Source organism: Argonema antarcticum A004/B2, from assembly GCF_023333585.1.
GTDB classification, from domain to species: domain Bacteria; phylum Cyanobacteriota; class Cyanobacteriia; order Cyanobacteriales; family Aerosakkonemataceae; genus Argonema; species Argonema antarcticum.
On the sequence record NZ_JAIQZN010000037.1, the window covers coordinates 31,558 to 52,798 of the forward strand.

General features: G+C 42.2%; 22 protein-coding genes. 15 read left to right on the forward strand and 7 right to left on the reverse strand.

Features of this window, described 5'->3' with window-relative positions; translation table 11 throughout:
* Positions 1 to 42: 42 nt before the first annotated feature.
* From LAY57_RS17020 to LAY57_RS17030, 3 genes are all read right to left on the reverse strand, one after another.
* Complete coding sequence (locus LAY57_RS17020; RefSeq protein ID WP_249067977.1) at positions 43 to 1,011, reverse strand: methyltransferase domain-containing protein; 969 nt, start codon at positions 1,009 to 1,011, stop codon at positions 43 to 45.
* Positions 1,012 to 1,106: 95 nt separating this feature from the next.
* Positions 1,107 to 2,390: an O-antigen ligase family protein gene (locus LAY57_RS17025; protein ID WP_249067978.1), complete on the reverse strand. Its 1,284-nt coding sequence runs from the start codon at positions 2,388 to 2,390 to the stop codon at positions 1,107 to 1,109.
* Positions 2,387 to 3,301, reverse strand: coding sequence for a glycosyltransferase family 2 protein (locus tag LAY57_RS17030; protein WP_249067979.1), 915 nt, complete (start codon positions 3,299 to 3,301; stop codon positions 2,387 to 2,389). Before LAY57_RS17030 ends, LAY57_RS17025 begins: the two co-directional genes overlap by 4 nt.
* 39 nt (positions 3,302 to 3,340) lie before the next feature.
* Here LAY57_RS17030 and LAY57_RS17035 point away from each other — a divergent pair, with 39 nt between their 5' ends.
* Positions 3,341 to 3,664, forward strand: coding sequence for a hypothetical protein (locus LAY57_RS17035; RefSeq protein ID WP_249067980.1), 324 nt, complete (start codon positions 3,341 to 3,343; stop codon positions 3,662 to 3,664).
* A 59-nt stretch (positions 3,665 to 3,723) separates the two neighbouring features.
* Positions 3,724 to 5,934, forward strand: coding sequence for a GumC family protein (locus LAY57_RS17040; RefSeq protein ID WP_249067981.1), 2,211 nt, complete (start codon positions 3,724 to 3,726; stop codon positions 5,932 to 5,934).
* Between the two features lie 53 nt (positions 5,935 to 5,987).
* On the opposite strand, the gene LAY57_RS17045 is transcribed toward LAY57_RS17040, so the two are convergent.
* Entirely contained in the window at positions 5,988 to 6,608 is a 621-nt protein-coding gene (locus LAY57_RS17045) for an FGGY family carbohydrate kinase (RefSeq protein WP_249067982.1), read from the reverse strand.
* Positions 6,609 to 6,917: 309 nt separating this feature from the next.
* On the opposite strand from LAY57_RS17045, the gene LAY57_RS17050 reads away from it, so the two are divergent.
* The 5 genes from LAY57_RS17050 to lipP1 all read left to right on the forward strand — a co-directional run bounded on the left by LAY57_RS17050 (position 6,918) and on the right by lipP1 (position 12,718).
* Positions 6,918 to 7,970 (forward strand): ligand-gated ion channel, encoded by a 1,053-nt coding sequence (locus LAY57_RS17050; protein ID WP_249067983.1) that lies wholly within the window; start codon positions 6,918 to 6,920, stop codon positions 7,968 to 7,970.
* 145 nt (positions 7,971 to 8,115) lie between these two features.
* Positions 8,116 to 9,750, forward strand: a complete 1,635-nt coding sequence (locus LAY57_RS17055) for a YncE family protein (RefSeq protein ID WP_249067984.1) — start codon at positions 8,116 to 8,118, stop codon at positions 9,748 to 9,750.
* Between the two features lie 181 nt (positions 9,751 to 9,931).
* Positions 9,932 to 11,092, forward strand: a complete 1,161-nt coding sequence (locus tag LAY57_RS17060; RefSeq protein WP_249067985.1) for an AAA family ATPase — start codon at positions 9,932 to 9,934, stop codon at positions 11,090 to 11,092.
* Positions 11,093 to 11,094: 2 nt separating this feature from the next.
* Positions 11,095 to 11,769: a phage tail protein gene (locus LAY57_RS17065; protein WP_249067986.1), complete on the forward strand. Its 675-nt coding sequence runs from the start codon at positions 11,095 to 11,097 to the stop codon at positions 11,767 to 11,769.
* 25 nt (positions 11,770 to 11,794) lie between these two features.
* Positions 11,795 to 12,718, forward strand: a complete 924-nt coding sequence (gene lipP1 / locus LAY57_RS17070; protein WP_249067987.1) for a LipP1 family hormone-sensitive lipase — start codon at positions 11,795 to 11,797, stop codon at positions 12,716 to 12,718.
* A 194-nt stretch (positions 12,719 to 12,912) separates the two neighbouring features.
* Here lipP1 and LAY57_RS17075 read toward each other — a convergent pair whose 3' ends face one another.
* Entirely contained in the window at positions 12,913 to 13,527 is a 615-nt protein-coding gene (locus LAY57_RS17075; protein ID WP_249067988.1) for a GerMN domain-containing protein, read from the reverse strand.
* Between the two features lie 280 nt (positions 13,528 to 13,807).
* On the opposite strand from LAY57_RS17075, the gene LAY57_RS17080 reads away from it, so the two are divergent.
* The 3 genes from LAY57_RS17080 (at position 13,808) to LAY57_RS17090 (ending at position 15,378) form a co-directional block, all read left to right on the forward strand.
* Positions 13,808 to 14,443, forward strand: a complete 636-nt coding sequence (locus LAY57_RS17080; RefSeq protein WP_249067989.1) for a hypothetical protein — start codon at positions 13,808 to 13,810, stop codon at positions 14,441 to 14,443.
* Positions 14,444 to 14,614: 171 nt separating this feature from the next.
* On the forward strand, positions 14,615 to 14,827 hold the full coding sequence (locus LAY57_RS17085; protein WP_249067990.1) for a DUF2997 domain-containing protein: 213 nt from the start codon (positions 14,615 to 14,617) through the stop codon (positions 14,825 to 14,827).
* Positions 14,828 to 14,835: 8 nt separating this feature from the next.
* On the forward strand, positions 14,836 to 15,378 hold the full coding sequence (locus LAY57_RS17090; protein WP_249067991.1) for a nucleotide exchange factor GrpE: 543 nt from the start codon (positions 14,836 to 14,838) through the stop codon (positions 15,376 to 15,378).
* Here the strand turns inward: LAY57_RS17090 and LAY57_RS17095 are convergent.
* Positions 15,303 to 15,554 (reverse strand): hypothetical protein, encoded by a 252-nt coding sequence (locus LAY57_RS17095; protein WP_420839094.1) that lies wholly within the window; start codon positions 15,552 to 15,554, stop codon positions 15,303 to 15,305. The genes LAY57_RS17090 and LAY57_RS17095 overlap by 76 nt on opposite strands.
* An 83-nt stretch (positions 15,555 to 15,637) precedes the next feature.
* Between LAY57_RS17095 and LAY57_RS17100 the strand changes: the two genes are divergently transcribed.
* The 5 genes from LAY57_RS17100 (at position 15,638) to LAY57_RS36265 (ending at position 19,316) form a co-directional block, all read left to right on the forward strand.
* A complete protein-coding gene (locus tag LAY57_RS17100; protein WP_249067993.1) occupies positions 15,638 to 17,200 on the forward strand; it encodes an Hsp70 family protein in 1,563 nt (520 codons plus the stop codon).
* Positions 17,201 to 17,240: 40 nt separating this feature from the next.
* Positions 17,241 to 17,471 carry an addiction module protein gene (locus LAY57_RS17105; protein ID WP_249067994.1) on the forward strand — a complete coding sequence of 77 codons (231 nt, stop codon included), beginning with the start codon at positions 17,241 to 17,243 and terminating at the stop codon, positions 17,469 to 17,471.
* Positions 17,471 to 17,761, forward strand: a complete 291-nt coding sequence (locus tag LAY57_RS17110; protein WP_249067995.1) for a type II toxin-antitoxin system RelE/ParE family toxin — start codon at positions 17,471 to 17,473, stop codon at positions 17,759 to 17,761. The genes LAY57_RS17105 and LAY57_RS17110 overlap by 1 nt, the downstream gene beginning before the upstream one ends.
* A gap of 147 nt (positions 17,762 to 17,908) precedes the next feature.
* Entirely contained in the window at positions 17,909 to 18,016 is a 108-nt protein-coding gene (locus LAY57_RS17115; protein WP_249067996.1) for a WD40 repeat domain-containing protein, read from the forward strand.
* A 94-nt stretch (positions 18,017 to 18,110) separates the two neighbouring features.
* Positions 18,111 to 19,316: a response regulator gene (locus tag LAY57_RS36265; RefSeq protein WP_338022428.1), complete on the forward strand. Its 1,206-nt coding sequence runs from the start codon at positions 18,111 to 18,113 to the stop codon at positions 19,314 to 19,316.
* 130 nt (positions 19,317 to 19,446) lie between these two features.
* Here LAY57_RS36265 and LAY57_RS17125 read toward each other — a convergent pair whose 3' ends face one another.
* Complete coding sequence (locus tag LAY57_RS17125) at positions 19,447 to 21,174, reverse strand: putative bifunctional diguanylate cyclase/phosphodiesterase (protein ID WP_249067997.1); 1,728 nt, start codon at positions 21,172 to 21,174, stop codon at positions 19,447 to 19,449.
* Between the last annotated feature and the right edge of the window lie 67 nt (positions 21,175 to 21,241).

Genomic DNA, 21,241 nt, shown 5'->3' on the forward strand with positions numbered 1-21,241 from the left:
TGTGTGGATGTCTTCCACCATCAATGCCAGCCAGGGCAGTTGTTATTGTATGCCTTTGTAAAGTTGTAACAATTCTTGGTCAGAAAGAACGCGATCGCTCTTTTTTCCCATGAAGTAATACCCCGATGCAGCATCAAACGCTCCCGGTTTATCAATTAAGTAGTAGTCGAAGTATTTCAACCAAAACGATGTTAACCGGGCAAAACCTTTCACCAGCGCTTTTCCAGTTTTGTTATTGACAAAACTCAAAAGAAAGTATTGATACGACCAAGCTAATGCCATTCCTGGCCCACACGCAGGGCCGCTATTAAGCTCTTCAAAGTGGCGGAACAAACGGCGATGCCCCAAGTAGGTGAAGCGAGTAAAGTCATATCTGCCCATGTGTACTTGCTGCATAAATGGAGTCTCTGCATAAACTATGCCATCTTTTTTTAGCACTCGATAAACTTCTGACACGCATCGGGTTGGATCTAGAACGTGTTCGAGGACAGCTTGTATAATTACCGCATCAAATGAGTTATCTTCAAAGGGGATATCGTGGGCATCGCATATTAATGCGGTATAGGGGCCAAAAGAAACATCGCTGCTGATGATTTCAATAGATGGAACTGATAAAATAGGTTCCATCCCTTTACCCAAGATACTCCCACCAAGGATCAAAATTTTGGGATTTTTGTTTAGTTTCAGAACAACTTCTGCAAAGTTTTGGTAATTCTCTTTAGTCTTAACATTAACATCTATTCCCGGTAGTAAATTTGTAATAAACTCTTTTATTTTAGATTTGTTTTTTAGATCGAAGGTAGTATTTTCATACTTTAAGAAATCGCCTATCGAAAAAATACTGTTAGATTCATTTACCAAAATAGGTATGCCATCAACAACAGGAAAATGAGTTTCGCACTGGGGATTTGTGCATTTAAATTTCTCCTTTTCCAATGTCAATTTTGACTGACAAACCGGACAGCAGAGCAATTCTTGCGTACTGTCAGTAAATTTTACTTTGCTATTCATCAACTTATACCTCTGCTATTGATTGGGAATATCCAGTAATGGGGCATATAAATTCTTTTTCTGACTTGTAACTGGGGTTGTCAAGAATGGGCGGTTTAAGTGCGCGACTGAGGTAAGTCTTTTAAATCTGTTTGACTTATCATCTCTTTTCCATAGTTTTCGCTTTCTTCTCCAGGCTTCACAATCCGAACACTCTTAATGGATAGGGTTACTGCTACATATAATATCCAAAGTAAGGAGTTAGTTTCTATATTTGTACTCTCGGTTTGGTTATACATCAGTATAAACGTCATGTAAGTGATCGGCCACAGCCCTTCTATTGTTTTAGCCGATCGGGCCAAATTTATTGCCCTTATGTAGGCTGTCACCATACTAAGCACAAAAAACAACAGTCCTAATAAACCCAGCTCGGCTACTATATTTATATAACCGTTGTGAGCCTGAGTTACGGGAAGGTAAAGTACCTTCCAAATAGCCCTTTCTCCCACTCCTCCATCTACCCAGAATCCAGCATATCCATAACCTAACCAAGGGCGTTCCTTGACTTTATCAATTACAGCTATCCAAATGTCTGTACGACCAGTGAGACTTGGGTCTTTGCCAAGGCTATATAGAAATGGCTCCCAATTACTGATTAACCATGTAGCTGCACTTCCACTCACTAATACCGCTATGATGAGTATGGGAATAACGATAGAACCACTCCATCGCAAAGCGCTGTATAAAGGCAACAGAATCATCAGGGTTATACAAATTAGCAGGGCACTTTTTGAATTTGAGAGTTGAACAAGAGCAAGCGTAATACCAAAAACAGTCAATAGAGCGTAACGATACTTGGGATTGTCCAAGGCAACCATTAATATCGGCGGTGCAAATATAACCATAAAGCGAGCGAACATATTTTTCTGGATCAAAGGCCCCCGCCATGCGCCCGCATGAAACCCTTGCTCTTTGCCGTATCCGGGAAGAGCTAGAGTATAAAACAAGCTAAATACTGCTGCTATGCCAGCTGCCCACGCTACTATTTGCAGTTGCTCTTTTAAGGTAAAACGCGAAGCCATGTACAGCCCAAATAAGCTGGCCACTAAGGTGAGTATGCCTTCTTTTTTCGATATAGCCGGGAAATCAGACCAAAGATATGAAAAGGTAACAAGTGCCATTAAAGCCCATAAGAAAGGATCTCTTAGAGCCGGACGAATCACAGTTTTAAACCGGGCCAGAATTAGCAATATGGTAACTAGATAAATCCCATACCTGCTCAACTGCACGAGTTTATCAGCTATGCCCAATCCATAGCTTGTTAAATTCAGAAACCCTGAATAAATGAGCAGGGCAAAAACGGCAAATTTGGGTTCAGCCCACTTTAGTAGTTTGTTCATAAAGTTAGGCAGTAGTAAATAGCTCTGGCGTTAATTTCAAGTTTCTCTAGCGGTGCAAGCAAGGCTAGATATTTTTGCACAAATTCTCCGTATTCTGGTTCAATACCTCCTCTCCGCCAAAAAAGTCCCATGCCTCCAGCGACTAATTTATTGGTAAATTTAGATAAGGAAGGATATTTAACTCGCACCCAATAGCCGGTAACGATCAGGATCTTGGCTTGCACCAACTTTTGCTTGGCTTTGCTAGTGGTATAGGCGTTAGCACCATGTATTCTATAAAGGGCTAATTCCCGATCTAAAATCATACCTTTACTCATTGCTATTGAGGTATAATCCAGGTAAGCATCATTAAGACTAATAGTTTTTGCTTCAGGCATTGGGAGAATTTGTTGCAGGAGCGATCGCTTAAAGCAAAGACCGGAAGTTGAGGGGAGAGAAGGCAATTTATCTTTGAGGTTGCCTTTTTTGATGTGGTCTCTCAAATCGTATTCGCCCGGTGAACTTTCGGGAAGATCTTTTTGAATAGATGTTTTGCCATCTGCTTCCACCCATTTGAGGGAATGGAAACACCAACCCAACTCTGTGCGATCGCAAAATGCAGCTACAATTTCTGCTATTTTTTCAGGCACAAACACATCGTCCGAGTCCAAAAAGCAAATAACATCCCCTTTACTTGCGGCAAAACCAGCATTGAAAGCCGAGGCTTGCCCGCCATTTTCCTTTAGTACTGGTATAATTTTATCCCCATAACTGGCGATAATCTCTCGTGAATTGTCAGTGGAACCGTCATCCACGACGATCGCTTCAGTGTGAGGATAAGTTTGGTTGAGGGCGCTATCGATAGCCTCTTGTAGGAAACGTCCGTAGTTGTAGTTGTTAATTACTACGCTAACTTGAGGATTATCCTTCATGCTTGGGCGTGGGGAAACGGGGATTGGGGATGGGGAAGCTTGCGATCGCAAGAGTCGAGAATTCTGGCTTCGATTCTTCAGATTTTCCAGTCAAGAGTCCCCACAAGTACCGGACAGCCGATCGTGGAAACTAGCAACTTTAGCCAGAATAGCACAAGATATCGGCTCTCCGGTACTTGTGGTGGAAAACCCAGTTTTTTGGGTATGGCGCATGGGAAATGGCCTACTCACTCTGTGGATTCTACCCACTTTTTAGAGCTACAACCACCGCCAAAATCTAAAACAGGTTATGCTGGAGTGCGATCGCAGCAGGTGTGCCTGTCAAACCCTGTGCCGATGCGATCGAGCCACAGACAGATATAATACAAATAGATACAATAAAAGCATTAAAATTTGCAAGCAGTTTGTGAGATTGGATTTTTATGGAATCTACACAATACGTTGAAGATATAGACTTTAAAAAGTACTGGCTGATTCTCAAACGGCGTTGGTTACCCGGTGGTATGGTTTTTGTGATAGTTGTTACACTAGCCACCGCAGCTGCCTTATTGAAAAAGCCTACGTATGAAGCACAAGGAAGACTTCTGTTTAAAAAAAGAAATACAACTTCTGGCCTTGTGACGGAAGCGGGTGGAAAAATAGGAGAATTGCAGACTCTGTATCAAATGAATACTCCTCTGGATACAGAAGCCGAGGTAGTTCGCTCCTTTCCAATTATAGAAAAAACTGTAGCGGCACTAAACCAAAAAGATCCCAAGGGTAACTTAACATCACCTGAAAGCTTTGCAATAGGGTTGAATGTAAAAGCTATTAAAGGAACAGACGTATTGCAGGTTTCCTATAAAGGCAAGAATGCTAAGCTAGCCGCTGAAGCAGTCAACCAGATCATGGATATCTATACAGAAAACAATATACTTGACAACCGGGCTGAGGCGGCTGCCGCTCGCGAATTTATTAGCAAGGAGCTACCTAAAGTTGAGGCTACTGTTCGTCAAGCCGAAGCCACTTTGCGTAGTTTCAAAGAAAAAAACCGCACTGTGGCTCTCCCACAGGAAGCCGCCTCGGCTGTGGATAATATTGCGTACCTAGACAGACAAATAAACGCAGCTCAGGCTCAGCTTGCGGATGCAACAGCGAGAGCCTCTTCACTCCAGCAAAAGATAAATCTAACTTCCCAGCAAGCCATAGCTTTTAGCTCTTTGACACAATCTTCGTCAGTCCAGCAAGCACTTGAGCAACTCCAACAAGTGGAAGCTCAGTTAACAATAGAGCGAACTCGCTTTCAAGATACACACCCCGTAATAATTGACTTAGAGAGTAAAAAAACGTCCCTAAAAGCCCTGCTAAAACAGCGGGTAGGACAGACTCTCGGCCAAGAAATGCAGGTGTCTAATAGCAATTTGCAAATGGGGGATATCAAAGCCAAACTGACCGCAGATCTTGTCACCACAGAAGCCGCACGCTTGGGTTTAGCTAATCAAGTTAGTTCTCTTTCTAGTGCCAAGTCTACCTATCAAGAACGAGTGAATGTCATACCCAGATTGCAACAGGGGCAGCACGATCTAGAAAGGCAAGTGGAAGCAGCGCAATCTACCTATCAAATCCTTTTAAAGAATCTCCAAGAAGTACAAATTGCCGAAAATCAAAATGTAGGTAATGCCCGCGTGATTGAGTACGCCCGCATTCCAGGAAAGCCTGTTGGCAGTAGCAAAGGCTTGATCGTAGTTGCAGGAGTTATCGTGGGCAGTCTGCTTTATGTGGTCACTACTTTCCTTGTAGACTTGGCAGATCCATCGCTGAAAACTGCTAAAGAGGTGCGGCAAATCTTTAAATATACCGTGCTGGGAATGATTCCTTCTTTTAAGAAAAAAATGAGGTTTCGCTTTGGGAAACAAGAAGGGATTGTGCCGCAGCTTCCTGTTAAAGATATTCCTCATTCGATTATCAGCGAAACCTACCGGATGCTTCAGGCTAACCTGAATTTTCTCAGCCCAGACCGAGAGTTGAAAGTTATTGTAGTAACAAGTTCTGTTTCTAAGGAGGGCAAGTCTACAGTTTCTGCCAATTTGGCGGTAGCTATGGCTCAATTGGGACGCCGGGTGTTGTTGATTGATGCGGATATGCACCATCCGATGCAGCATCATATTTGGGATTTAACTAATGCGGCGGGATTGAGCGATGTAATTGTCGGTCACGCCGATGTTAATATGGCTGTAAAAGAGGTGATGGATAACCTGGATGTGCTGCCATCGGGAGTAATACCTCCCAACCCATTGGCTCTGATTGATTCCAAGCGGATGGCATCATTAATTGAGGATTTTTCTAATAACTATAATTTTGTAATTATCGATGCGACTCCGCTGGTACTTGTGCCGGACGCTCTCAGTTTGGGTAAAATGAGCGATGGTGTTTTAGTGGTGGTTCGTCCGGGGGTTCTGGATGCTGTGAGTGCTAATGCTGCTAAAAGCTTTTTGGTGCAATCTGGTCAGAATATCTTGGGTTTGGTAGTCAATGGTGTGATTATTGAAAATGAACCTGATAGTTATTTCCATCATGCCAAGGCATATTATCAGGAGTCTATCACCTCGAAAGGAATCCCGTCTAAGACTGGGGAGATTTCTTTGCGATCGTAATAGTAGAGGAGTAGAGGAGTGGGGGAGTGGGGGAGTGGGTGAAAAATTATGCCTTACTCAGTCCAGTGTTTGGCTCTTTCGACGGCTTTTTGCCACATTTTGAAATTTGCTTGTGCTTGGGTGACTCCCTCGCCGGGATGGAAAGTTCGATCGACTTGACGACTTGCCGTTATTGTTGTATAATCTGGCCAGAAACCAACCGCTAAACCAGCAGCAAAGGCGGCACCTTGGGCGGAAGCATCGAGAATCGCGGGACGTTCTACTGGGATGCCTAAAACATCTGCTTGAAATTGCATTAAAAAGTTATTTTGACATTGTTGTTTGATGCGATCGCACAAATTTGCCGTCCGTCGATCTTGCCATACAATAGCATTATACAACGGTCTGCCCGTCGTTTTATCCCACAACAAACAAGTTTCTCGCTGTACCGTTAATCCTATGGCAGAGATCTCTTTGGCGCTGATTCCCGCTTTCTGCAAAACGGTTTGCATCGCCCAACAGGTATCTTGCCAAATTTCTCTGGGGTCGTGTTCTAACCAACCCGGTTGGGGATAATATTGTGTCAGTTCTTTGTAAGCAGAATTGACAATTTCGCCTTCCTTATTAAAAAGGATAGCACGATTTCCGGTAGTGCCAAGGTCGAGGGCGAGGATATAAGATTTTTGATTGTTCATTGGGGTTAAAAACGAATTGAGTATATTAACTTATTGACATTTGCTCCACTTTGTTAACCTGTCACGAATGCCACCGACCAGATTTTTTGATTCTAAAGGTATAAAAGCGTATTTGGCAAGTTCAGACTTGCAGTGTAATAGTTTGGGTGTGGTCATAAGTAGTTGGTTAAGTTTGGGAAAAGGGGAAAGGGGCAATTATACAACCCCTTTTCCCATCATTCGATTACACCAACGGGTTTTGACCACACCCTAATAGTTTCTACTCTAACCGGATATAATCCGAAAGTAGATAAATCTTTTTTTTAATCGATGTTTGCAGACAAGGGCTTTCAAAAGTATTTCAGCAAGAGATCTAGCGTTCGTTACTTTGCTACGCTGCTGGGTAAGCTAACCATAAGTTTGATAGTGGCAGCGATATTCTCGCTGTTAAGTTGCATTCAACCTGTTTTTGCACAATCATCCGAACAGCCTCAAACTTGTGGTGTCGGTGTTTATTTACTGTCGCTGGGAGACTTTGATGTGACAGAGGGGTCGTTCCGTGCAGAGTTTTGGATATGGGTTAATTGCCCTACAAAAATGCCTGAAGCTTTGCAACTCATGGATTTTACCAACTCGAAAGAGATTAATATCAGCCTGGATAGCGCAGAGGAAAAGCAGGGTGTTTTCTGGGCAAACCACAAAGTTCAGGGAGTCTTTAAACATGATTGGAACATTGCAAATTTCCCCTTCGATCGCCATGTCCTAGAAATCAAAATCGAACACGGTCAATTGGATGTGACTAAGTTAGTCTACAAGCCGCAGATCGAAATATCGAAATATCGAAAAAATGAACGCCTTAGTGGGTGGCAGATTACTAAGTTTAGCATACAAGAAGAAACCAAGGCATATGATACCACTTATGGCGATCCTAGCCTCGCTGAATCAGAGGAGAGTAAATTTTCCCGCATAGTGGTTGCGATTGAGATCGAACGCTCCTCTTTTATTGCCTTCTTAAAGCTCACTACAGCAGTCTACATTGCTGTTGCGATTGCCATTGCAATTTACCTCGTCAGCACAACGAGTGGATTTGAACTACGGATAAGTACTTTGGTTGGCGCTCTGTTCGCAATTGTCGTCAATCAGCAAGTGGTGGACTCCACTCTGGGACTGACAGAAGATTTGAAGTTGGTTGACAAGATTCACATCACAGCAATGGTCTATGTTTTGATAGAAGTTATAGTGACAATTATCTCATTTCTGCTGTCCCAAAAAGGCCAGGAAAACACAGCAGATCGTCTCGATAAGATCGGTTTTTACCTGTCTGCCATTTCCTTTGTTGTCATCAACATCATTCTAGTTATGAATGCGGCGCGAATCGGTTAGTTTGCTGCGTGCTATAAACTTGCGGGAGTTACAGGAGGAGGAGAGAGCAACCACACAAATAAAGGTGAACCTAATAATGCAGTGACAGCACCTATCATTTTCGGGGGAATGGCACCCCTTCTATAGATGACACTTGGGTCATAAAATGGCAACTAATGCCACTTTAGTTTCTACCATCGTGATTCAGCAAATTACAGAGCAGGAAACCGTTTTCTCGCAAGCGCAACAGGGAGACCCTCAAGCGATCGCCACCCTGATCAACGAGGTTATATGGAAAAAAGGCATCACAGCCACAGTCAGTCGAGAGGGCGACTCTCTGCAACTTACCTTGATATCGGAGCAAGCCTACTCCCAAGAAGGCTGCGTCAAGTTCGTTTATGAAGGCTTGAGTCGCCTGGGAACCACACCTATCAAAACTGTGCGGGTAATAGGACAGCGACTCCACTCCCAAGTCCCTGCTTGGAGTCGGACTATTGAGTTGCAACCCGCCAATTCCACACCAGTTGCGACGCCATCCCCAATTAGCCAGACTGTCGATCGGCCCAAGCCCCAACAAAAAGCGCCGAAAAAAAGGCACGGAATGCTTTGGTTTAGCGTTATTGTCTTGGCAATGGTTGCGACGGTGGCGGGTATAGCTACCAAAGAGTTACTAGAAAATCGCACGTTAACCCCGCCCAAAAAGTCAACACCCTTACAGCGTCCAGCTTCTAAAGGGACTGGTAAAACTGCGCCAAAACCTCGCACTACTCCTAAAAATACTCCAGCTAAATCCGCTCAGCCTAAAGTTCCCACCCGGATGAAGCTTGAAAAAACCATTGCGGGCAAGATTTCGCCTAAATCGGTAGTGCATTCGGGTCAGGGTCTATTTTTTGCCCAAAACATGATGTACAGCCACACGATAACGGTGTATAACCGGGAACATAAATTAGTAAAAACTATCCCGGATAATGTGGATTTAGCCAAATACGGTTATCTCAAATTCAAAGGCAATTACAGAGGGGCTCCTGTTGAAGCCAGTTTTTCCCATAATGGTAAGTATGCCTGGGTATCTAACTATCAGATGTACGGGCGTGGATTTAATAATCCAGGGACCGATCGTTGTTCTCCCTCTCAAAAGCACGACGAGAGTTTTTTGTATCGAATCAATACAAAAAGTCTTCAGCTTGAAAAGGTGATCCAAGTCGGTGCAGTCCCCAAATTTGTAGCCACTACACCAGATAACCGCCTCGTACTGGTGAGTAACTGGTGTAGCTGGGATTTGAGCGTTGTGGATACCAACAAAAATAAGGAAATCAAACGGATTAAACTGGGGGCATATCCGCGTGGAATTGTAGTAGATAAAACTTCGCAACAAGCCTATGTCGCAATCATGGGTTCTTCTGATCTCGCTCAAGTAGACCTGAAAAAATATTCGGTCAAGTGGCTGAAAAATATCGGTCGAGCGCCCCGTCATTTGAACATAGACCCGGCAGGAAAGTTCATCTACGCTACCTTGAATAATGAAGGGAAAATAGCGAAGATTGCTTTGCCAAAAGGTAATGTTGTAGCAAAAGTCTCTACGGGTTCGGCTCCGCGCAGTATGATTATATCCGATGATGGCGATCGGCTTTACGTTGTTAATTACAACAGCAATACTGTGAGTAAAGTTCGCACTCGCGATCTGAAGGTCGTGCAAACAGTTAATGTTGGCTCTAATCCGATTGGGATTACTTACGATCCAAAAGCTAGGGAAGTCTGGGTGGCTTGCTATTCTGGGCAAATTATGGTTTTTCAGGATTAAGTTTGCCTGGTGTTGGCATTTAATTAGTTGACCCAGAGGAGAATGTTTAACAATCTATCAAGTATTGTCAAGCACATACTTGATAGACTCCTTTCCCAGGGCTACCAGTGAGTAGGAGTCATAATTGAGTATTTTCTAATTTTATGGTATACTTATCTAAGTGTAATAGTGTCTTGGTCTTATGATTAAAGAAATTTGTATAGAAAATTATAAATCAATTCAAGAGTTGAAAATTGAATTGGGAAGAGTAACAGTTTTGATTGGTGAAAATGGCTGTGGTAAAACTAATATCTTAGAAGCTATAGCTTTAAGTTCAGCCGCCGCAAGTGATAAGCTGGACAATGAGTTTTTAGCTTCCAGGGGGATTAGAGTAACAGAATCTCAATTTATGCGATCGGCTTTTAATATCGACAATTTAAACAAAGAAATTAAAATATCTTTGCAGTTTCAGACAGATAAGATTATTACCTATAATTTACAGCACGATGGTAAACCATACTCTAGTTGGTTTAGTTCAATTTTGTCTAATCAAGAGATACTTGTACAAATGCCAAGTATGTCGTCTGGATATGCTAATTTAATGTATGAAGATGCGAGGCACCTAAAAGAAATATTTTCAGAGGAAATTTATCAGGGTGTTTTAAAAGTTTTACTTGAAACTGATAAAGATATTTTGAATTTGAAAAGCTTCTTAATTTTTTCTCCTCAAAACTCAACTTTACGCATTTTTAACGAAGAAGGTCAAATTCAACCTTTAGGGATCGAGGGAGAAGGATTATTCAAACTATTAACGGTGTTGAATTTAGAAGAAAATCAAGGTAAGCTGCAAGAAATAAAAGAAAAAATGCAGCTGATAGATTGGTTTGAAGATTTAGCAATTCCCCATAATTTATCTCCTGCTGAGAGAGTAATTCAAATCAAAGATAAATATTTAGCATCTGAACTAGATTATTTCAATCAGAATAGTTCTAATGAAGGATTTTTGTTTCTCCTGTTTTACTTCTGCCTTTTTATCAGCGATGATACACCTAAGTTTTTTGCTGTAGATAATATTGATGCTTCGCTTAACCCTAGATTAGGGCGTCGATTGATTAAAGAATTAGTAGAATTAGCCAAAAAATATGATAAACAAGTTATTTTTACAACTCATAACCCAGCAATTTTAGATGGATTAAATTTAGAGGATGATGAACAAAGACTTTTTGTGATTTACCGCAACAAATTAGGTTATACTAAAGCCAGAAGAATTTTTACACCAAAACCTCTGGAAGGACAAGAACCTGTAAGATTATCAGAAGCATTTTTGCGCGGTTATATCGGCGGATTACCTAAGAATTTTTAATTATGATTAGTTTTGGATTAATTACAGAGGGACTGACAGATCAAATAGTTATTGAAGATATTTTAAGTGGGTATTTTAATACTGACGATATTATTGTCAACCCTTTGCAACCAGAAAGAGACAAGGATAATGAAAATAAATCAGATTATGGTGGTTGGACGCTGGTTTTCAAATATTGTCAGTCAAATGATTTCCGAGAAGCATTTCAATTTAATGAATATGTGATTATTCAAATTGATACTGATGTTTCAGAAGAAAAAAATTATAATATTCACAAGCGAGACGAGAATGGTGAATTAACGCCAGAACAGTTGATAGAAAAAGTCAAAGAAAAATTCCAGCTTTTAATTGGTGAAGATTTTTATATAAAATATAATCATAAAATAATTTTTGCGATTACAGTATATTCTATTGAATGTTGGTTACTTCCTCTTTATTACCAAGATAAAAGAAAAGCAAAAATCACCAATTGTTTAAATACATTGAATCAAGAACTTGGCAAACGTGAAAGCTTTACAATTGATGCTAACAATAAAAATCCTCAATATTATCGAAAAGTTTCTCGCCAATATTGTGAACAGAAAGTTTTGATGAAGCTTTACCAAGAAAATCCCAGTTTTAAAGTTTTCATACAAGAGATTGAGAAAAGAAATATTGTGATAGAAGATGATGGTTAATATAAGATGAAAAAATCAAAACAGAATGCCTCTCGACCCACAAGTCCAGAAACTCTTGCAGCAACTAGGACAGCTAGAACTCCCACCTCTCACTACCCTCTCACCATCACAGGCGCGGGAACTAGCCGCCAAGCTGCGGGGCAAACCCCTCAGACCCCTAGCCATTGCTAATGTAGAAAATTGTACTATTACCGGTGATATTGCCATCCGTATCTACACGCCACATGGCAAAAAAGCCTTGCCAGTGCTGGTTTTCTTTCACGGCGGCGGTTGGGTTTTGGGCGACTTGGATGTAGCAGATAGTACCTGTCGTTCTCTCGCTAAGGATGCTGGGTGCGTCGTAGTGTCGGTAGACTATCGGTTGGCACCGGAACACAAGTTCCCAGCTGCGGTGGAAGATGCCTATGCTGCAACCGTTTGGGTAGCAAATAATGCTGGTGCTATTAATGCGGATGTAACTCGCATTGCTGTTGCGGGAGATAGCGCCGGAGGCAATTTGGCTGCGGCGGTGGCTTTGATGGCGCGGGATAGAGAAGAACCAGTACTGGCATATCAAGTTCTCATTTATCCTGTAACTCAATATGCTTTTGATACCGAGTCTTACCGTGAATATACTGAAGGTTGCGGTTTAACAAAGGAGGAGATGATTTGGTTCTGGCATCACTATCTGGCTAATACCGCCGATGGAGAAAATCCCTATGCTTCACCGCTATTAGCCGAAAATCTAAGCCAATTGCCACCAGCGCTGATTATTACTGCTGAATGTGATGTGCTGCGGGATGAGGCGCTAGCTTATGCCACTCGGTTGCGATCGGCTGGGGTGTCGGTATACTTAAAGCAATATGATGGGATGATTCACGGATTTGTGGGGATGGCGCAGGTGCTGGATGGGGGGAAAAATGCGATCGCAGATATTGCAGCTCAATTACGTTCAGTATTTCAGCAATGAGGATATTTTGAACACCCATAAATGAACACCCATAAACCCGGTTTCTTGGAGAAACCGGGTTTATATATAAACGGCAGCTTTGTAGGTTGGGTTGAGAAACCCAACGCATTTGCCCTAGTTTCGCTCTAGTTCAACCCAACCTAAGATGAAATGGCTTTAGCGCTGAAGCGCAACAACGTACCTAAAAACAGATGTTATCTTCTACGCAGACAAAGATTTTCGCCACTCATATCACCAAGACAATCGCCTTCTTTGGTCAGGATAATAACTGATTTGACTGTGGAAAATTGCTTCAGTGTCGCTTGAATAGAACTTGTGACGCGAGCATCATCTCCTATACCAGCTGAAGGAATTATTTTACAGAATTTTATTCGCGCTACTCCAGAAGAAATCGAGAGAGTAAAATCGCTGCCACAGTTAGAACTGCCTCTGAACTGAATCGGCTTCATAAAACCCATTCTGGTTTCATTACTGGTGGGGCCAACAATCAATTGCTCGATCGCAAATCGACTTAGATCCCGCCGTTGCGTTGTCCGCCAAACTGGCTCAACATGGCCGAGGTCTGTCGTGTTTCTGGAGTAGTTAGGAAAAAATACTTTAACCCGGTTTTGAGTTACCTTCACCGCATCAGATGTTTCTTGAAAAGCTGGTTTCGTTTTAGCGCTTTCTTTTAAGATCTCTGATTGCGCTTTTATTGTTGACTGATTTGAGGTTGCTGCTCCAGCCACAAATTTTGCATCAGCGCTGACACCAAAAAGTGTCATTAGTAGGCCAAAAGATAGTAAAGTTGAGTGACGAATAATAGACATTTTTACTCTCGTTCTTTTAAAATCAAATGACTTAGACGGTTTTGCTTTGCATCGCAGATATACCAATATGCGATCGCTCACAGTCTGGATCGGGAAAACTTAGTATGAATTGAGTCATTGCGATCGCTTTTTGTTCCCAACTCCAACTTCCTCTACTTAGTTTCTTTTTTTACAATGTCGCTCAAGAAATCCTTAGCTTAGTTTTGATTTTTTGCCGTTCTCAAACAAGATATTGACAATAAACTAGAGATATGTATGAACAAAAGTGAGGCGATCGCAAATGGATGAAGTCATAAAAAAAGTAGCAGCTTTAGGATTGCCTGGAGTTGTTCTAGTGATTGCGATGGCGACTACAGGCTTGACAGGTGCAGCCGCCATCACAGCAGCTTTAGCAATACTGGGTGGCCCAGCGGGAATGTTGGGTGGAATCGCCGTTTTGGGACTGACAGCATTGATTGCAGATGCACTGGCTAAACTGAGTCTGGAAGATTTCCTAACAGCGATTTATTGCGAAAGACGACAATCTGAACCACATGGAAAGCTGCTGAGCGAGATTGACTCTTTGTCGCTGTTTGATGGTGACATCAAAGATAGACTTAAAAGCACGATCGCTGACGGGTGTGGTTGTGGAACCGTGGTAAACTCTAATACAACGGATGACACCAGAGAAGTCATCGCCATTTTAGAGAAAGTGCCTGGAATGACTCGCGCTCACCACAGAGACTTTAAGCATTCTAATCCGACGCTGAGGCTGCGGGATGGGACATCTGTGAGAACCTGGAAAAACCCAGTTGGCGTTGACCACGTTTTTTTAGGCGATCGCAATGACAGAATAGTTTATGGGGGTTTTGTCGGCTGGATTCATAGTGACGGACTCAAATCTGCCATAGATCGGATTAGAAGAGACTTTACTTAAAGTACAACTAACCAATTTTAGATGGCAGAATTGGAAATTGGGAATTGAAAATTGTTGGCAATTTCAATTTTATCCTTCCCTCCCCGCTTCCGTAATTCCTAGTTCCCAGGAATGGCAAAATGAATAGAATCGAGTTAAACTGTTAAATAACTTCAATTCAAAAATCCTATCATGGCTGAGTATCGCAAGATTGAATATCGCATTGGCACTGACGGCAAGATAACTGAAACCGTACTCAACGCCTCTGGCTCCACCTGTACCGAAACCACTTCAGGAATTGAAAAAGCTCTGGGTAAAGTAGAATCTCAAAAGCTATTTCCAGAATACTATCAGGAGGATGAAGACCTCATCAACGAAGAAACGCAATCTCAGACTGAAATGTAGAGTAATTGATGATGGTTAACGACCCCAATCTATTTTGGTTTGGTTGCGTTCTGTGGTTAGTTATCATTTGGCTTATTGTGAGCCTGCGGCACTCTAATAAAGTCGATTCCCCCACAGAAAGTAATACGGCTGGTGCAAGAGAGATAGAAGAGTTGCGGCAAGAATGTTTGCGACTGCGAGAAGAATTGCAGATGCAATCAAAGCAGCTAAAAACTGATTTTCAGAATGCTACTTTCTCTCAATTGCAAACCCTGTTAAACAACTATCCTAGCGTCCGCAAAATGACGGAAGCGAAACCAGATTTACCAGCAAAAAATTTGGTTTCGCTATTTACTTCCTTGGATAATCTTTTGGCTAGTTGGGGATACGAACAAATTGGTTCTGCTTGGGAACAAGTTCCATATAATCCCCAACTGCATCAACCGGATACCAATGATATTGCAGAAGGGGAATTGGTTTATATCCGGTTTGTCGGTTATCGAGAGGGGTCGCGCATTCTTTCTCCCGCTAAAGTCAGCCGCACTTTGCCGATTTCTTCTCCATCTAAATAAAAGTGGGGGAGTGGGAGAGTGGGGGAGAAATTTTCTTGACAACTGACAACTGACAACTGACAACTGACAACTGACAACTGACAACTGACAACTGACAACTGACCACTGACCACTGACAACTGACCACTGACAACTGACAACTGACCACTGACAACTGACCACTGACCACTGACCACTGACAACTGACCACTGACAACTGACAACTGACAACTGACAACTGACAACTGACAACTGACAACTGACCAATGACAACTGACCAATGACTATTATTGCGATCGATTTTGGAACCAGCAACACCGTCGTCTGTACTGTCGATCCAGTTACGCAGACGCCACGGACGTTGAGATTTAATGCCATTTCGCGGGGGTTTGAAACACCTGGCGGTCAGGTATTTGTGGTGCCGACCCTAGTATACGTCCAAAAGGACAACAGTCTTGTGTTTGGGGAAAAAGTGCGATCGCAACGTCTCGGCTTTTCCCAACCAGAGCGATTTTTCCAAGCCTTCAAACGCGATTTGGCAGCAGATTTTCAGCCCCCACCCCGTCAAATTGATGGCAACAGCTACTCCGCAGAATCAGTTGCAAAACTGTTTATCCAGGAAATTTGGCAACAGCTAGCCCAAGAAAAATTGCAACCAACTCAGGTAATTTTTACCGTTCCTGTGGGGGCATTTGAGCGCTATTTGGACTGGTTTCGCGACATTGCCCAAAACCTGGGTGTCCCCGAAGTTCAGATTGTGGATGAGTCTACAGCCGCAGCCCTTGGCTATGCTGTGAAAAGACCCGGTTCTGTGATATTGGTAGTAGATTTTGGCGGCGGAACTCTGGATTTAAGCTTAGTTCGCACCGTAGCAGCCAAGGGGGGACAAAAGGTATTAAAAGCCGAAGTTATAGCCAAGTCGGATGCTTATGTTGGTGGTGTTGATATCGATGTTTGGATTGTCGATAATTACTTGCGGCAAATTAATTCTTCACGGGAAGAAGTAAAAGAGATTGGCTGGCAGAATTTATTAGAAGTAGCGGAACGGCTGAAGATTCAACTTTCAACGGCACCAGAGGCAAAAGAAAGTTGGTTTGATGATGAAAATTTTATCGCCCACGATTTGAATTTGAATCGAGAGGAATTAGAGGAGATTCTGGAAAATCAGCAGTTACTAGAACAACTGCGGCAAGCTTTAGATGAAGTGGTGGCAGTCGCCTACACTAAAGGTGTGGGCAAAACTGATATCGAACTGGTGGCGCTGGTGGGAGGTAGTTGTTTAATTCCAGCAGTCCAGCAGTTAATTATATCATATTTTGGAAAGTCGCGGGTGAAATTAGGTAGGCCATTTGAAGCGATCGCACACGGTGCTTTGATGCTTCCCGATCTAGTTGAAGTCGAAGATTATCTGCAACATGGCTATGCCATTCGTCTCTGGGAACCCCAAATGAAAACCTATTCTTATTTTCCATTGTTTGAAAAGGGAAGCAAATATCCCTGCCAACGGGATGAATTATTAACATTACAAGTAGCATTAGACGGACAGCGAGAAATTCGTCTGGATATTGGAGAAGTGGCAGACATATCGCAAGCAGAAGTTACCTTTGATTCCCAAGGGAGAATGACGAGTAGCCAGTTGGAACATCAATCGCAATATCGCTCTTTGGAAAGCCATCACGAACAAGTTTGCGTGGCGCATCTCGATCCGCCGGGACACACAGGGATAGACAGAGTTGAAGTATTTTTTGAAGTGAATCGAGGGCGGGTTTTGTTGGCGACGGTGAAAGATTTGGTGACGGGGCGAGTGTTGGTGGAAAAGGGTGCGATCGCGAAACTTCAGTAAATTAGTTAAAATTCAGGATAGCAAAATTAGGACAAAAAAAATGGCAACCACTTACGATGAAATTTTTGAAATAGCTTTATCTTTGCCGCCAGGATTTCGAGCTATGCTGGCAGAACATTTACTGAAAAGTTTAGATGCTGCCGAACAAGCCGAAATCGATACACTTTGGGCAGAAGAAGCAGAGAAAAGAGTACAAGCAGTTGAACAAGGTACTGTTAGTCTAATTCCAGGAGAAGAAGTTTTTCAAAAGTTGCGATCGAGGAATAAGTAATGGCGTATGACTTTCATCCTGATGCTCAGCGTGAGTTAGAACAAGCTGTTGCTTATTATGACAATATCGACAGCGAACTAGCTGATGCCTTTATTGACGAAGTTGAGCGTACTATTGAGCGAATTGAAAACTTTCCCGAAGCTTGGCCTAAAATATCAGAAAATACAAGACGCTGCCGGACAGTGGGTTTTCCCTACGGGATTGTTTACAAAGTTAAAGAGGAAAGAATTTTGCTAGTAGCTGTAATGCACTTGCAACGCCAACCAAACTATTGGGATGATAGGATTTGAGGATAGTTTCAATAAACAGAGCGATCGCACTCCAATAAAAAGCGATCGCATTCCTCCAGTAATTAGCAAAATTGATAATAGTGTAGCGGTAGTAACGACAAGACTATCAAAATATGGAATAGGCAAAAGGGAAGAATTTTTCGTAGCTTGGAAGGGCATTCTAAAGTAGTTCGTGCTGTTGCTATTAGTCCTGATGGAAAAACGATCGTCAGTGGCAGTTGGGACAACACTATCAAAGTGTGGGGAATGCAGTAGCAGTCCTCAAAAATATCTTTTCTCAGTCAAAAGCGCGATCGCATTCGTTTTATAAATTGGTATTATATCCATATTACCACCAGGAGAATTAGTTATGGCTACTTACAAAGTTCTGGTTATCGATGACAGCCTAGACAGTCGCAAACTACTTCGATGTATGTTACCTGCGGATAACGTGGAAATCATCGAAGCCAAAAATGGTCAAGAGGGACTAAATCTAATCCACAAAGAACGCCCATCCTTGATTCTCCTGGATTTTATCTTACCTAAAGTGAGCGGTTGGGAAGTTTTTCAGCATATACAGGCTGATAATGAACTCCAGAAAATTCCCTTGGTGGTAATGTCAGGGCGTATAGACGAAGTTACTCACAAGATTCCCCAACCGTTTGAGTATTTTGAATTTATGCTAAAACCCTTTGATAAGAACCATCTATTTGCTGTCATAAAATCAGCAATTGCTAAAGCAAAATTGCGTAAAAAATTAGCCACTACAAACGAAATTATCAATAATAATCTTCATCAACCAAGAGAATACGATGCCGTGCTTGGCGGTCAAAATACACCTCCGGTGAACGCCGTAGTATTGGGAGGACTGGAGGGTGTTCAGCGCCGCTTGGCGAGTCCGGTTGTCGATCAACGTGCGATCGCCCTAAAAGAAGCGCTGAATTATGGTGAAGCAGGATTAGATTTAGTGATTAAAGCTTTAAAGGATGCTGAATATTTGGTACAACGGACAGCCTACTCGCTACTGCGGACAAGGACAGAAACGACAGTCAAACAGGCTATGCAAAATTATAATTACAGGCTTTATGAATTTCTTGATTTCATTAACACGATAGAGGGTAATTCCGAAAAAGATTACTCGACTTCCCCAAGTTTGGCTAGTCAGAGTATTGTTAAAAGCAGTGATAATTATACCATCATTCCCAAGATTTTGATGATCCATCACAGTATGTTCGTTCCGACAAACACTCGAAATATGTTATTGACAAATAACTTACAATTTATAGAAGCTAAAGATGGAAAGCAGGGAATCGAGTTACTAAATCTGGAACGCGCCAAGCTAAGCCTGATACTATTACATTTCACACTAGCAAAAATTAGCGGTTTGGATATAATTCAATATATACAAGCAGATGCGGAACTTTGCAAAATTCCCTTGGTGGTAACAGTAGGATGTAGAAAAGTAGTAAGCGCAGAAATTCCAGAACCTTTTGAGAAGTTTGAATGTCTAACAGTACCCTGGGATAGAAAGAAGCTAATTGATGCCATAAAATCAGCCATAATCAAAGTTATGTAGGGCGATTGAAAGGATGAGGATGGAAGAAGTAGGGCAGACAATTGTCAGTTGCAGTAAGGATAAAACTATCAAAGTCTGGAATTTATAGGCAAAAAAAGCTCAACGCACGCTAGAAGTGCGATCGCATTCGTCAACTTGAAATTAAATTCCTCAAACCTTCCCAATCAGCAAATCTTTCAGCTTTCTTTAATAGCGCAGTCATGGCAAGGGTAGGAATAGGCGGACTAAAATAGTAGCCTTGAATTTCATGACAACCTTGTGCTTTGACGTATTCACACTGTTCTTGTGTTTCTACACCCTCAGCGGTGATATTTAAGTCTAGACTTTTTGCCAAAGTGATAATTGCGTTGGTAACTGCTCCGTTATGGGAGTTAGAAACAACGTCGCGCACAAAAGAGCGATCGATCTTCAGAGTATGGAGCGGAAAACGTCTCAAGTAGTTTAAAGATGAATAACCAGTGCCAAAATCATCCAGTGCTAACTTAACACCCAACTCACGCAATTCTTCTAGTACGCTAATTGACTGTTCGAGATTCTCCATCATCAGACTTTCCGTAACCTCAAGTTCTAAATAAGCGGGATTGAGTTGTGTCTCTTTTAGGATCGAGGCGATGCGTTCAACCAGATTCGGTTGTGCCAACTGGCGAGCTGACAAATTAACTGCTACACGCAACGATTGCGATACCGATTCCTGCCAAAGTCGGTTTTGAGTGCAAGCGGTACGTAGAACCCATTCCCCAATGGGAACGATCGAACCATTAGCCTCTGCAATGGGGATAAATTTGGTTGGAGAGATGAGTCCAAGTTCGGGGTTTTGCCAACGCAATAGCGCTTCTACGCTAACAATTCTGCCCGTATTGGTGTCAACTCGTGGCTGATAGTAAAGTTGCAGTTCGTTTCGCTGTAAAGCATAACGCAATTTACTTTCTAAAGCTAAGCGTTCCTGCAATTGTGCATTCATGTTAGCCGAGTAAAACTGGTAGTTGTTTGGCATCTGCCGATAAGCTTCATCGACTGCTGTATTGGCACTTTGCAAAAGTCGATCGACAGTATTGCCATCAAAGGGATAGATAGCAATGCCAATACTAGCGACAGTATTTACCCGATCGCCATATAAATTGATGGGTAAGGCGAGTGAATTGAGGACCGATCGACAAAACTCTACCACATCCTCTGATGCAGTTAGCTCGGTAAGTGCGATCGCAAATTCATCACTGCCAATCCGAGAAAGCATATCGAGAGTGGATATATTGGCACTCAGCCGTTCCGCAACTACTCTGAGTAGCCGATCGGCTGCATCGCTTCCCAAAGCATTGTTAATTTCTCTAAAGTTATTCAACTTCAAAGCCATCACAGCTAACAATTGATTTCTTTCCTGATTTCGTAACAAAGCTTGTTGGAGACGATCGCCAAATAAAACTCGATTTGGAAGACTTGTGATGGCATCGTAGTTAGTTAAATGGTCGATCGCTTCATCTAGTTTGTGAATTGTTTGTACTGTATCTGCCATCAAAATACCTACTTCATCAGTATATTTAGTTGGCAGGTTAGGTAGCTTTTTTTGATTTATATACGCTCTTTGTGCTAAATAGGTGAGGATGATAGGCGCTAGCAATTTGTGCAAAGCATATAGGGTGACGCCTGTGCCAATTAAAGTCGCAACTAGCGCAATTAATAGCACGCGCAGAGTTGTCTCCAACGAAAATGAGTTGATGACTAAAAAATAAACTAAAAGAGCTAAAAGCGGTACGTGGGTTCCTAAAAATGCCACGCACATAATTTTACCCTCGTAGCTTTTCGGACGGGGCAGTTTTGAAAGTAATACGTAAAGCCACAGTTCTCGATCTGTTATTTTCATAAAAAACACCAAATAACTTTATTTGTAATTTGCTAAAGTGAAATTGTTTTGCTTGAGCAAAGCCTTT